This window comes from Ensifer sp. LC384 (assembly GCF_001695865.1).
Taxonomy (GTDB): domain Bacteria; phylum Pseudomonadota; class Alphaproteobacteria; order Rhizobiales; family Rhizobiaceae; genus Ensifer.
In genome coordinates this window covers 61,088-73,853 of sequence record NZ_MBST01000015.1, presented here as the reverse complement: position 1 = coordinate 73,853, position 12,766 = coordinate 61,088, and the positions used below count along the sequence as shown (strand labels likewise).

Genomic DNA, 12,766 nt, shown 5'->3' with positions numbered 1-12,766 from the left:
CGAATTCGTCCCGCGCCGTTTTGACGCCCCAATCGGCAGGGCGGAAGTCCCGCCCGGCGCGTTGCCTTGGTAACGCATTTGCCGGACGAGGCAATCCGCCCCGATTTCACTTTCGGTTTCAGTATTTAACGCGAACCTATCTGGCCGCCTTGGCCGCCTTTTTCGCAGCCTTTTGTGCCTCGTAGCGTTCACGCAGGACACGCGCCCTGCCCGGCTTGATCTCCTGGCGCGCGCGGCCGAAGGCAACGGCGTCGGCCGGCACGTCCTCGGTGATGACGCTGCCGGAGGCGACCAGTGCGCCGTCACCGATCGTCACCGGTGCGACCAGCGAGGAGTTCGAGCCGACGAAGGCATTCTCGCCAATGCGGGTCTCGTGCTTGTTCACGCCGTCATAGTTACAGGTGATCGTGCCGGCACCGATGTTCGAGCCGGCGCCGACGAAGGCATCGCCGATATAGGTCAGATGGTTGACCTTGGCGCCGGCGCCGATTTCCGCCTTCTTGACCTCGCAGAAATTGCCGACTTTCGACTTTTCGCCGAGATCAGCACCGGGCCGCAGGCGCGCATAGGGGCCGACGGTTGCGCCAGCACGCACCGTCGCTCCCTCGACATGCGAGAAGGCATGGATGATGGCGCCGCTCTCGACGCGGACGCCCGGGCCGAACACGACATTCGGTTCGATCAGCACGTCCTGCTGCAATTCAGTGTCCCAGGCGAGGAAAACGGTCTCCGGCGCGATCATCGACACACCCGACAGCATCAGTTCGTGACGGCGGCGCTGCTGCCAGAGCCGCTCGATATAGGCGAGTTCCGCACGGGTATTGCAGCCGGTCAGCTCCTCCTCGGGCGCTTCGACGGCGATGGCGCGGCCGCCGATTGCCCGCACGATCTCGACCAGGTCGGTCAGGTAATACTCGCCCTTGACGTTGGCATTGCCGATGCGGTCGAGCAGGTCGAGCGCCTTGCGGCCGTCGATCGCCATCAGCCCGCCATTGCAATAGGTGATGCGGCGTTCTTCCTCGGTCGCATCCTTGTGCTCGCGGATCGCGAGCAGTGCACCGTCTTCGACGATCAGCCGGCCATAACCCGAGGGATCAGCAGCCTCGAAACCGATGACGACCACATCGTTGCCGGCGGCCAGGCCGTCGCGCGCCGCCCTGAGCGGCTCAGGCGTGATCAGCGGCGTATCGCCGAAGACAACCAGAATGTCGTCAAACCCCCTGGATATCGCTTCGCGCGCCGCCAGCACCGCATGACCGGTGCCAAGACGCTCCTTCTGCAGGAACGACGCAATCGATACGCCGCCGATGCCGGCAGCACCTGAAACAGCCTCGGCGTCGCGTCCGACAACGAGAGCGACGTCGGAAATCGACGCGCTCGAGAGCGCGGCCACCACATGGGCAATCATCGGCCGGCCGGCCACCGGATGCAGCACCTTCGACATCGACGATTTCATCCGCGTGCTTTCACCCGCAGCCAGTACAATCGCCAGGCAACTCCGTTCCATCCAATGAACTCCTTGGTCTTTTTCTTGAGGACCGATATCCGGCTGCCCGATTCGGCCCCTTCATATCAGCAACATATTGCGGGAAGCATAATTCGCACAATCACGTCGCGTTAACCGGCTTAAAACCCGATGATGGCATAAGGGGAAGCGGAGCCTGCCTCGGCAACCCATGCGCGTGCATCGCTCCCTCGGGGAGAGAAGCCGCAATGCATGCCAGCACCGATCTCGACGCAGCAGCAAAGCCGGACAATATCGCTCTGGCTGCCATATGTTCGCCGCTTGCAGGACTCGCTCTGGCACTCGCTCTGCTCTCGCTGCTGCTGACCGTCACGATCCCGCAGCCGATAGGGCCGATGTTCTGGGATCATTATCTCTATCTTGATGCCGCCAACCGGCTTGCTGACGGACAGATCCCGTCCGTCGATTTCTTCGCACCCGTCGGCGGGTTCGGGTACTACCTGTTCACAGCGCTGCAATCGGCGTTCCCGAACGGCCACCCCCTGCTGCTGGCGAGTTGGTGCCTTCTCATCGTCACTGGTCCGTTGATCGGCCTGGTAATGCTCGACATTCAGAAGCGCTCACGGGCACTAGCCTACGCCATCCTGCTGCCGTTCCTTCTCTTTTCCGTGCTTCCTTTCAACACCGGCGACTTTTATCCCTATCCGGGATCCGATGGCTTCGGCATCTACAACCGCCAGGTCTGCCAGTTGCTCTACGTGCTCGCCGCCGCACTCATCTATGTGCGCAGCCCGCGCATTCTTTCGACTGTCGTCGCAGGGGCGATGATCGCGCTTTTCTTCGTGAAGATTACTGGGGCAGTCGCAGGCGTGATCCTGTGTCTGACGGCATTCGCGGCCGGGCGGTTCAGCCTGCGCCCGGCAGTCGCGTCGGCTCTGATCTTCTTCAGCGTCCTTGCCGTTATCGAGCTCTCGCTTGGTGCGGTATCGGCCTATGTCGCCGATATCCTGGCGATGCTAGACGTCAATGACGGCAGTCTGCTGCCGCGCCTTTTTCAGGCAGCGTCGCTGAACGCGGGCCTTCTTCTGCCTGCGGGCCTTCTGTGCCTGACCCTCTTTTTTGCGAACCTGCCAGCTTTCGCCGCGTCGTTGCGGGCCGCCTGCCGCAGACCTTCGGTCGTCGGCATGGGCCAGGTTTTCGACCAGAAATTCTTCTGGCTCGCCGCTTTCGTGGTGGCCGGCATCCTGTTCGAAAGCCAGAACACCGGCAGCCAGGCCTTCATCTTCCTCTATCCATTGCTGCTCAAGATCGCCCTCGACTTCGCCGCCAACAGCACGTCCAAGCGGCTAACGATAGCGGTTTCGCTCCTAGCCGCCGCGGCGGCGCTGCCACCGATGACTGTCATCGCCCAGAAGAGCGCACGCGCCTGGGTCGGCGCCGTCAACAATGTCCGGATCGAGAGCCACAACCTGAAAACGATGGGTGCGGTGAATGTCCGCCCGATCCTGGCAGTGCGGGCCGAGCGCATGCGCGATGCCTATATCACGCAGCGCGGCGCCTTCGATACGCTCGCGGACGCGGGCGAGTTGCCGTCATTCCTGCTCTACAGCGATTTCGACTTCCAGACCGCCTGGCTGACGAATGTCGACGGCGCTGTCGATGCCCTGCGCGCCTACGAGGCCGCCAATGGCGTCCGCTTTGAAACCATCTTCAATATCGATTTCGCCAATCCGTTTCCCTGGTTGATGGATCGCCACGCGCCGAAACGCGTCGCCATCGGCGCAGACCCGTTCCGGGCGATCCCGCCGCCGGACGCAGGGGTGCGCGCGGCAGTGGCTGCCGTCGACATCGCGCTCGTGCCGACTTGCCCACCGACAAATGTCAACAGGACACTGCTGGCGCTCTACCTGCCGAGCCTCGAGGCAGGCCACACGCGCATCACACTGACGCCGTGCTACGACGCGTTCGTCCGGAACGGCTTGCGTCCCGGCGAAACGGCCGCCGGTTCGTAGAGATCACGCCTGTGGTCGCAACCGGCTCTCGGTCAAAAGCCCGCTTTCCTCGAGGATCGGATAGGCGACCGACGCAATGTGGGCGTTGATGCGCTTCAAATCGCGCAACATGTCGAGATGCAGCGAACTGGTCTGCAGGCTTTCCAGTCGTCCGTCGCGTAGCCGCTCGATGTGCCGTTCGGCCGACCGCTTCTCCATGTGGCGCACACTGACCTTCACCTCGATCAATTGTCGGGCGAGATCGGCGTTGCGGGTGACAAAAATGGTCTGGGCAACCCGCAGATTGTCGATCGTCAGGTTGAAGAGGCTCTTCAGTTCCTGATAGCCGTCCTCGGAGAATTTCAGGCCATTGTTGACCTTCTTGCCGATCTGCTCGCACAGCCCCTTCTCGATGATATCGCCCATATGCTCGAGATTGATTGCGTAGTCGATGATCACGATCGAGCGGCGCCCATCCTCCGGGCTCAGGCCGTCGCGACCCAGGCGCGACAGGAAAATCTTCACTTCCTGCTGCAGCAGATCGACCTGCTTCTCGAACTTGCCGATATCGCGGATCTCCGACAGATCGTTGTTGTTGAAGGCGGTCTGGGCGCGGATCAGCATCATCTCGATCAGGTCGCCCACCCGCAGCACTTCCCGCGTCGCGCCCGAAAGAGCCATGACCGGCGTGTGCAGCACGTTCTCGTCGAGATAGCGCGGCCCGGTTTCGTCCGCCTCGCTATCGGGGATGAAGCGGATCATCAGCCGCGACAGCAGGCCCGCAAACGGCCAGGCGAGGATCGCCACGGCAAGATTGAACGCCAGATGGATATCGACCGGCAGGTTCTGCTTCGGCAACGGCAGACTTTGCAGGAACTCGACGCTGACACCGGTCAAAGGCAGCGCGATCAGACATCCGATGGCACGGACGACGAGATTGCCAAGCGTGACGCGTCGCGCCGGCGGCGCCGAAGACAGCGTCGCCATGACAGGCGGGATCGCCCCGCCGAGATTGGCGCCAAGCACCAGCGCAACCGTCAGCCCGACGGAGAGAACGCCGGCGGCGGAAAGGGAGAGCACCAGCATCACCACCGCGAGGCTGGAGGAAGAGGCGAAGGCAAGGCCCGCGGATATGATCAAAGCGACTGGCCAGGCGCTGTCGAGCATGCCGAGAAACGCTGCCAGCGCCGCCGATTCCCGCATCGGCTCGGTGGCCAGGCCAAGCAAATGCAGCGACAGCAGCATCAGACCGATCCCGACAAAGGCCGCGCCAAGGCCTTGGCGGGCGTTCGAGCGGCTGACGCGGTGCAGCAACACGCCGACCAGAATGATCATCGGCGACAGCCATTCGATGCCAGTTGCGACGATCCAGGCGGTGACCGCCGTACCGACATTCGCACCGAGCAAGACGATCTGCGCCATGCGCGAGCGAATAAGCCCCTTCTCCACGAAAGAGGCAGTCATCAATGCCGTCGCAGTCGAGCTTTGCAGAGCGAGTGTCGCAACAAGGCCCGTCAGGAACGATCGCGTCGGCCCGCTCGTCCCCTGGGCCAGGCCGGCCCGCAGCTTCGCCCCGAAGGCGCGCGTTACCCCATCCTTGACCAGGGAAAGGCCGAACAGCAGCAGCGCCACCGCTCCGAACAGATTTACCATCACGATTGTCGATTGCATGGCATGTCTTTCCGCAGGGCCGCATGAATCGCCCCGCCCAATACACACAACCATAGTTCCGAAGTGTTTTCGACCTCAATCCGACGACGGCGATTTCGTCACTCTGACAGATAATTTTCCGTTGCCGGCTAACAAATCCGACATCGATTTTGCCAGCTACGCCCCTCCGTGGACGACCGTCGGCATCGCAAGCAGCCCAACCAAGCCTCAGGTCCGAAGCGCGCCCTGTTCGCGCGATCCGCCGTGATCTTCGGCTGGCGCGCAATTTGCGCCATTGCGCCCTTCATTTCCTGTTTCGTTTGTTTTAAGGAACGAACTCGTTTGGCCAACAGCCACCGCACTGTAACGAGGTTTCTGCCCCCATGCTCGAATTCCTGAGAAAAGCCGCCCAGACCTGGGTCGTCAAAGGCCTGCTCGTCATTCTCGTGCTGTCTTTCATGGTATGGGGCGCATCGACATCGATGATCGCGAACCAATCGGATGCTGTGGTCGTCGTCGGTGACGTCAAGGTCAAGGCTCCGGACTTCCGGCTCGCTTACGAGCGTCAGCTTGCGCTCGTTTCGCGCCAGCTCGGCACCCGCCTGACGCCGCAGCAGGCAAAGGCATTCGGCATCGAGCAGCAGGTCTATTCCCAGCTCGTCGCGGGTGCGGCCCTCGACCAGTTGGCCGGCGACATGAACCTCGGCCTTTCGGAAGATCGGCTGGCCAAGCTCATCGCCGAAGACCCGGCCTTCCACAGCGTCAACGGCCAGTTCGATCGCCTGACGTTCTCGAGCGTGCTGCGCAATGCAGGCCTTCGCGAACAGGACTACATCAACAACCGCAGCCAGGTCGCCGTGCGCTCGCAGATCGTCGACGCCCTGTCCGACGGTTATGTCGCACCGAAGGTGCTCAGCGACGCGATCGCCTCCTATCGCCACGAAAAGCGCTCGATCGACTACGTCCTGCTGTCGAACGCCAATATCGATCCGGTGAAGGCGCCTGGCGACGACGTTCTCGCCCCGTGGTACGACGGTCGCAAGGCAAACTACCGCGCGCCGGAATACCGCAAGATCACCTATCTGAAGCTCGCGCCCGAGGATATCGCCGATGCGACGGCCGTGATCGATGCGGACGTTCGCGCTGACTACGACAAGCGCAAGGACAATTTCCGCACCGAAGGCGCGCGCACAATCGAACAGCTCGCCTTCCCTTCGCGTGAGGCAGCGGACGCCGCGGCAGCCAAACTGGCAGCCGGCACCTCCTTCGACGACCTTGTCAAGGCCGAAGGCAAGACGCCTGCCGACGTTCTGCTGGGCGACTTCACCTCTGCCAGCGTTCCGGACGCAAAGATCGGCGAAGCCGCTTTTGCTATCGCCGCCAATGGCGGCACGTCGCCTGTCATCGATGGCGCCTTCGGACCGGTGATCCTGCGCGCGACGAACATCCGCCTGGAAACGGTTCGCAGCTTCGATGAGGTCAAGGAAGAACTCCGCAAGGACATTGCCCTTGCCAACGCGCAGAACGAAATCATCGGACTTCACGACAAGATCGAGGACGAACGCGCTGCCGGCGCCCCGCTCAAGGACGTCGCCGAGCAACTCAAGCTGAAAGTCACCACCGTCGACGGGATCGACGCGACCGGCAAGGATATGAATGGCGATGAAGTCGCGGGCCTGCCGGAGCCGGCTGCTCTGCTGCAGGAGGCCTTCAAGGCTGAAGTGGGCGGCGAAACCCTGCCGGTCAACATCGGGCGCGACGGTTATATCTGGTTCGACCTCGACGAAGTGGTTCCGGCCCGCGATCGCACGCTCGATGAAGCACGCGACGAAGTCGCAGCAGACTGGACCGCAGAACAGCAGCGCACGGCGCTCGCCGCCAAAGCTACCGAGCTGAAGCAGCGGATCGAAAAGGGTGCGACGCTCGCCGATATCGCGGCGGAACTTGGGCTTGCCGTCGAAGCGAAGACCGGATTGACCCGGTCGACGTCGGATGCGGCGCTGAGCCCGGCCGCCGTCGCAGCCGCCTTTAGCGGTCCGGACGGTCTCGTCGCCAATGCCGCCGGTATCGGCGGTGATGGTCAGATCCTCCTGCGTGTCACCGCGATCGAGAACAACGGCCCGACCGACGCCCTGGAGGACGATAGCCGGCAGATCCAGGCCGTGGCCCGTGCCAGCGGCGACGACATTCTCGACCAGATGGTATCGACGCTGCAGTCGGCCTACGGTGTTTCGATCAATCAGACGCTTGCCGAAACGGCTTTGGCACAGAGATAAGCGGCAAGGAAAGCAACCGATGAGTGATCTGAAACCGTTCGTCGCCAAAGTCGCCGCCGGCGAAGCTCTCAACCGCGAAGATGCACGAGCGGCTTTCGAGATCATCATGTCGGGTGCGGCCACGCCATCGCAGATCGGTGGCTTCCTGATGGCGTTGCGCGTCCGCGGCGAAACCGTCGACGAAATCGTCGGCGCCGTTGCCGCCATGCGCGCCCGCATGCTGCCGGTCGATGCTCCGGCCAATGCCGTCGATATCGTCGGCACTGGCGGCGACGGCGCCGGTACCTACAATATCTCGACCCTCGCCTCACTGATCGTTGCGGGTGCAGGTGTACCAGTCGCCAAGCACGGCAATCGGGCCCTCAGCTCGAAGTCCGGCACGGCCGACGCCCTGTCGTGCCTCGGCGTCAAGCTCGATATCGGCCCTGAGGCCATTTCGCGCTGCATCCGCGAAGCCGGCGTCGGCTTCATGTTTGCCCAGCAGCATCATTCCGCCATGCGTCATGTCGGGCCGACACGCGTCGAGCTCGGCACCCGCACGATCTTCAACCTGCTCGGCCCGCTGTCCAACCCTGCCGGCGTCAAGCGGCAACTGGTGGGCGTCTACGCGCCGCAATGGGTGCAGCCACTGGCGGAAGTCCTGCGCGACCTCGGCTCGGAGAATGTCTGGGTCGTGCACGGCGAAGGTCTCGACGAGATCACCACCACCGGCACGACGCAGGTGGCGGCTCTCGAGAACGGCAAGATCAGGACCTTCACGCTGACGCCGGCGGACTTCGGCCTGCCGACAGTGTCTCTCGACGCCTTGAAGGGCGGCGATGGCGCCCACAATGCCGTTGCGCTGCAGGCTGTTCTCGACGGTGCGGAAAACGCCTACAGGGACATTTCGCTTGCCAACGCAGCTGCATCGCTGATGATTGCCGGCAAGGCCGTAGATCTTGGTGAAGGCATGACGCTCGCCCGCCAGTCGCTCTCGAGCGGTGGCGCCAAGGCGGCACTGCAGCGCCTGATCAGCGTCTCCAACGCTGCCTGAGACAACGCTGCTTTAGACAAGGAACCGCGCCATGACCGATATCCTGCGCAAGATCGAAGCCTACAAGCGCGACGAGATCGCTGCGGCCAAATCGCAGACGTCGATCGAGGATCTGAAGACCCGCATCGCCGATCAGTCCGCTCCGCGCGGGTTCCACGCGGCACTCGCCGCGCGCCAACAGCAGGGCCGCTTCGGCCTGATCGCGGAAATAAAGAAGGCGAGCCCGTCAAAAGGCCTGATCCGTCCTGATTTCGATCCGCCGGCACTGGCCAGGGCCTACGAAGCCGGCGGCGCTGCCTGTCTTTCGGTGCTGACGGATGGTCCGAGCTTCCAGGGTGCACCGGCATTCCTTGAAGCCGCCCGCGCAGCCTGCGCGCTTCCGGCATTGCGCAAGGACTTCATGTTCGACACCTACCAGGTGTTCGAGGCGCGTGCCTGGGGTGCTGACTGCATCCTGCTGATCATGGCTTCGCTCAGCGACGATGACGCCCGGCGCCTGGAGGAGACCGCGCTTTCTCTCGGTATGGATGTGCTCATCGAAGTGCACGACGCCGAAGAGATGGAACGTGCGCTCAAGCTTACCTCGCCGCTGGTCGGCATCAACAATCGCAATCTGAGAACATTCGACGTCGATCTCGCCGTATCCGAGCAACTGGCGTCGATGGTTCCGTCCGATCGGTTGCTCGTCGGCGAGAGCGGCATCTTTACCCACGACGATTGCAAGCGTCTGGAAAGGAGCGGCATCACGACCTTCCTGGTCGGCGAAAGCCTGATGCGCAAGAGCGATGTTGAGGCGGCAACGCGCGCGCTGCTGACCGGCTCCGAAAGCGTGTTGGCGGCCGAGTGATGGGCAAGACCGTACTCACGCATCTCGACAGCAGCGGCGAAGCGAACATGGTCGACGTCGGCGACAAGGCCGAAACCGTCCGTAGTGCCACGGCGGAGGGCCATGTCCGCATGCGCCCGGAGACGCTGGCGTTGATCCTGGAGGGCAACGCCAAGAAGGGCGACGTGATCGGCACTGCGCGGCTGGCCGGCATCATGGCCGCCAAGCAGACGTCGAATCTCATCCCGCTTTGCCATCCGCTGATGTTGACGAAAGTGTCGGTCGACATCACGCCTGATCCGGCTCTGCCCGGCCTGCGCGTCGAAGCGCTTGCCAAACTGACCGGCAAGACCGGCGTCGAGATGGAGGCGCTGACCGCCGTCAGCATCGCCTGCCTGACGATCTACGACATGGCGAAGGCTGCGGACCGGGAAATGGAAATCGGCGGCATCCAGCTCGTCAGTAAATCCGGCGGACGCTCCGGCGATTACCGACGCCAGGGAGACTGACCGCCGATGTCGCTGCTTTCCGTCGAAGAAGCGCTTAAGAGGATCCTAGACAGCGCCAGGCCCCGGCAAGCAAGCGAACGTGTCGATCTGCATGAGGGGCTCGGTCGTGTGCTCGCGCAAGATGTAACTGCGCGCGTCACCCATCCCGCCTTCGACAATTCCGCCATGGATGGCTATGCGGTTCGTCATGAGGATATCCATACCATCGGCGCCGAGCTTACGGTTATCGGCCAGTCCGCCGCCGGCCATGGCTTCGGCGGCGAGGTGAAGTCCGGAGAGGCTGTTCGCATCTTCACCGGAGCACCGCTTCCCGCCGGCGCCGACACGGTCATCATCCAGGAAGACACCGAACAGCTTGCCGACGGCAAGATCCGCACCTTGTTTGCGCCCGGCAAAGGGCGACATATCCGGCTGTCCGGCCAGGATTTTACGTCCGGCGAGACGGTGCTGCTCGCGGGCGACGTTCTGGACGCCGGTCGCCTGACGCTCGCCGCCGGCATGAACTACGCGACCCTGCCGGTATTCAAAAAACCAACAGTGGCAATCCTTGCCACCGGCGACGAGTTGTTGGCGCCCGGTAGCGTACCCGGCGCCGATCAGATCATTGCCTCCAACACATTCGGTGTTGCCGCTATTGCGCGTGAAAGCGGCGCCGAGATCATCGACCTCGGCATCGTCCCGGACAACAGCCTGGCGATTTCAGCGGCCGTCGAGCGGGCAAAGGCAAAGGGAGCCGATGTGCTCGTGACGCTAGGTGGCGCCTCGGTCGGCGATCATGATCTCGTGCAGTCGACATTGGTTGCGAGTGGCATGACGCTCGACTTCTGGCGCATCGCCATGCGGCCCGGAAAACCTCTGATGGTCGGGAAACTCGGTGACATGGCGGTGCTCGGCCTACCCGGCAATCCTGTCTCGAGCCTCGTTTGCGCTCTCTTGTTCCTTGAACCCTTGACCTGCAAACTGGCAAGACTGCCGGGGCGCGATCGCCTGACGACCGCCCGCCTCGCCGCGCCACTACCCGCCAACGACAAGCGCCAGGACTATGTGCGGGCGCGGCTTTCGAGCGATGTGGACGGCTCGCTTGTCGCCCATCCTTTCCCGCGCCAGGACTCGTCAATGATGAAAGTCTTTGCCCAGTCCGATTGCCTGATCGTTCGCGTGCCGAACGCCGAAGAGGCACCCTCAGGTACGTCCTGCCAAATCGTCCGGCTCAGGTAGTCTTCCTCGAAAGATCGTGGTGAACCAGGTTCGGCTTTCGGCTCGCCGGACATGCCAAGCTCAACGCCACGGCAGAAACAAAGGATATTCCGGCTGCGCTGTCATATGCCCGACATGGTAACCCTTTAATAACACAGTCATTCAATCATCGCTCAAGGCGAATGACTACGGATGTACTAGCAGGCGCCGTGATGATTTGAAGGAAAGGTCGGGTATTGCCCGACCTTTTGCTTTTCTAGGGCAATCTGCTTTTCTGGAACGACCACCGCTTCTGCCGCGGTAGCGATGGCACGAGCCGCGACGCCCAGGCGGCGTCGCACCCTCAGCAGGGGCCTCAGGAGGCCGCGTTCTCACAACGGCTCACGAGTATCTTGTCGATACGGCGGGAATCCATATCGACCACTTCGAAGCGATAGCCATGCGCAATGGCGATATCGCCTTCTTCCGGCGTCTTGCGCAGTTGCTGAACCAGGAAACCAGCGATCGTTTCGAAGTTTCCGTCCGCATCGATGCCGTCGATGCCGATGGTCAGATGGATCTCATCGATCGGCGTGCGTCCGTCGACGAGGTAGGTTCCATCCTCACGCTGGCGGATCAGTGCGTGCTCGAGGTCGTCATAGTTCGACGGCAGCACGCCGACGATCGCCTCCAGAATATCGGCAATGGTGATAATGCCTTCGGTGCTGCCGTATTCGTCGACAATCATCGCCATGTTGATGCTCGACGATTTGAAAGCATCGAGTGCCTTCAGGCAGGACGCGGTTTCCGGCAAAGTATGGATCTCACGCACATATTTGCGAACGTCGAGAGGGACGGATGTCGGCGCGTTGAGGATTTCCTTGGCCAGAACCGCGCCAAGGACATCGCCGCTCGGCCCGTCGACGACTGGATAACGGGAATGGCCGTATTGGCGGATCTTCTCCCCGATGGTCTCCAGGCTGTCGTTGATATCGATGAAGCTCATTTCGGTGCGGTGCGTCATGATCGACTTCACGTTACGGTCACCGAGACGGATGATGCGACGAAGCATCTCGTGCTCCGACTTTTCGATCGCGCCGCTCTCGACACCCTCCGCCATGATCGCGTGGACTTCCTCTTCGGTGACATGGTCCGGATCATCCGGGCGTATGCCGAGCAGCCGCATCATCAGGGCTGCCGAGGTTTCGAAGAGATAGACGACCGGCGCCACGATGCGCGACAACAACGTCATCGGCCGCGCCACGAACATCGCGAAGCCCTCCGAGTTCTTCAACGCCAGTTGCTTGGGGATCAACTCACCGATGACGACGGAGAGGAAGGTGATGAGCGTCACCACGATCGCCACGGCCACCGGATGACCGTAGGGGTTGATCCAGGCGATGCTATCGAAAATCGGGGCGAACTTGGCCGCGATCGTCGCGCCACCATAGGCACCGGCAAGCGTGCCGACCAGCGTGATGCCCACCTGGACGGTGGATAGAAACTTGCCGGGGTCTTCCGCCAGCTTCAGTGCCGCTTCGGCACGGAGATTTCCCTGTCTTGCCATCTGGCGAAGCAATGGCTTGCTTGCCGAGACGATTGCCATTTCCGAGAGAGCAAAAAATGCGTTGATCAAAAGCAGGACGAAAATGACAAAAAATTCGGACATGGTCTCCAAGTCACCGTTGACGAAAAGTCGCCCAATCGAGAGCGACCGTTCACCAAATAGGGCCAGCGGGCGATCCGAGCAAGCGCAAGTCTCGAAATCCGTGAAGCCAAATGCGCTTCACCCGTATTTCGCGAGGTAGGAGCAGGCGGAATTGCGGAAGAATCCGGCGAA

The 12,766-nt window shown here is 62.2% G+C and carries 9 protein-coding genes; 6 read left to right on the top strand and 3 right to left on the bottom strand.

Annotated elements, in window-relative coordinates; all coding sequences use genetic code 11:
* Positions 1–136 precede the first annotated feature (136 nt).
* Positions 137–1,507, bottom strand: a complete 1,371-nt coding sequence (gene glmU, locus BC363_RS13660) for a bifunctional UDP-N-acetylglucosamine diphosphorylase/glucosamine-1-phosphate N-acetyltransferase GlmU (protein ID WP_065781476.1) — start codon at positions 1,505–1,507, stop codon at positions 137–139.
* Between the two features lie 206 nt (positions 1,508–1,713).
* On the opposite strand from glmU, the gene BC363_RS13655 reads away from it, so the two are divergent.
* The gene (locus BC363_RS13655; RefSeq protein ID WP_065781477.1) at positions 1,714–3,477 is read left to right on the top strand and encodes a hypothetical protein; all 1,764 of its coding nucleotides are present in this window, start codon (positions 1,714–1,716) and stop codon (positions 3,475–3,477) included.
* Between the two features lie 3 nt (positions 3,478–3,480).
* Here BC363_RS13655 and BC363_RS13650 read toward each other — a convergent pair whose 3' ends face one another.
* Complete coding sequence (locus tag BC363_RS13650) at positions 3,481–5,127, bottom strand: Na/Pi cotransporter family protein (RefSeq protein WP_065781478.1); 1,647 nt, start codon at positions 5,125–5,127, stop codon at positions 3,481–3,483.
* Positions 5,128–5,489: 362 nt separating this feature from the next.
* Here BC363_RS13650 and BC363_RS13645 point away from each other — a divergent pair, with 362 nt between their 5' ends.
* The 5 genes from BC363_RS13645 to glp are packed head-to-tail and all read left to right on the top strand — an operon-like array spanning position 5,490 to position 10,968.
* Positions 5,490–7,382 carry a peptidylprolyl isomerase gene (locus tag BC363_RS13645; RefSeq protein ID WP_065781479.1) on the top strand — a complete coding sequence of 631 codons (1,893 nt, stop codon included), beginning with the start codon at positions 5,490–5,492 and terminating at the stop codon, positions 7,380–7,382.
* A 19-nt stretch (positions 7,383–7,401) separates the two neighbouring features.
* Positions 7,402–8,415, top strand: a complete 1,014-nt coding sequence (gene trpD / locus BC363_RS13640; protein WP_065781480.1) for an anthranilate phosphoribosyltransferase — start codon at positions 7,402–7,404, stop codon at positions 8,413–8,415.
* Positions 8,416–8,446: 31 nt separating this feature from the next.
* Positions 8,447–9,262, top strand: coding sequence for an indole-3-glycerol phosphate synthase TrpC (trpC, locus tag BC363_RS13635; protein WP_065781481.1), 816 nt, complete (start codon positions 8,447–8,449; stop codon positions 9,260–9,262).
* The gene (gene moaC, locus BC363_RS13630) at positions 9,262–9,750 is read left to right on the top strand and encodes a cyclic pyranopterin monophosphate synthase MoaC (RefSeq protein ID WP_065781482.1); all 489 of its coding nucleotides are present in this window, start codon (positions 9,262–9,264) and stop codon (positions 9,748–9,750) included. The genes trpC and moaC overlap by 1 nt, the downstream gene beginning before the upstream one ends.
* A 6-nt stretch (positions 9,751–9,756) precedes the next feature.
* On the top strand, positions 9,757–10,968 hold the full coding sequence (gene glp, locus BC363_RS13625) for a gephyrin-like molybdotransferase Glp (RefSeq protein WP_065781483.1): 1,212 nt from the start codon (positions 9,757–9,759) through the stop codon (positions 10,966–10,968).
* Between the two features lie 334 nt (positions 10,969–11,302).
* Here the strand turns inward: glp and BC363_RS13620 are convergent, their stop codons facing one another.
* Entirely contained in the window at positions 11,303–12,595 is a 1,293-nt protein-coding gene (locus tag BC363_RS13620; protein ID WP_065781484.1) for a hemolysin family protein, read from the bottom strand.
* Positions 12,596–12,766: the final 171 nt, after the last annotated feature.

What these genes read in the sequence shown, in the direction of transcription:
- glmU (WP_065781476.1), bottom strand. Translation starts at nt 1,507, where the DNA reads ATGGAACGGAGTTGCCTGGCGATTGTACTGGCTGCGGGTGAAAGCACG.
- BC363_RS13655 (WP_065781477.1), top strand. Translation starts at nt 1,714, where the DNA reads ATGCATGCCAGCACCGATCTCGACGCAGCAGCAAAGCCGGACAATATC.
- BC363_RS13650 (WP_065781478.1), bottom strand. Translation starts at nt 5,127, where the DNA reads ATGCAATCGACAATCGTGATGGTAAATCTGTTCGGAGCGGTGGCGCTG.
- BC363_RS13645 (WP_065781479.1), top strand. Translation starts at nt 5,490, where the DNA reads ATGCTCGAATTCCTGAGAAAAGCCGCCCAGACCTGGGTCGTCAAAGGC.
- trpD (WP_065781480.1), top strand. Translation starts at nt 7,402, where the DNA reads ATGAGTGATCTGAAACCGTTCGTCGCCAAAGTCGCCGCCGGCGAAGCT.
- trpC (WP_065781481.1), top strand. Translation starts at nt 8,447, where the DNA reads ATGACCGATATCCTGCGCAAGATCGAAGCCTACAAGCGCGACGAGATC.
- moaC (WP_065781482.1), top strand. Translation starts at nt 9,262, where the DNA reads ATGGGCAAGACCGTACTCACGCATCTCGACAGCAGCGGCGAAGCGAAC.
- glp (WP_065781483.1), top strand. Translation starts at nt 9,757, where the DNA reads ATGTCGCTGCTTTCCGTCGAAGAAGCGCTTAAGAGGATCCTAGACAGC.
- BC363_RS13620 (WP_065781484.1), bottom strand. Translation starts at nt 12,595, where the DNA reads ATGTCCGAATTTTTTGTCATTTTCGTCCTGCTTTTGATCAACGCATTT.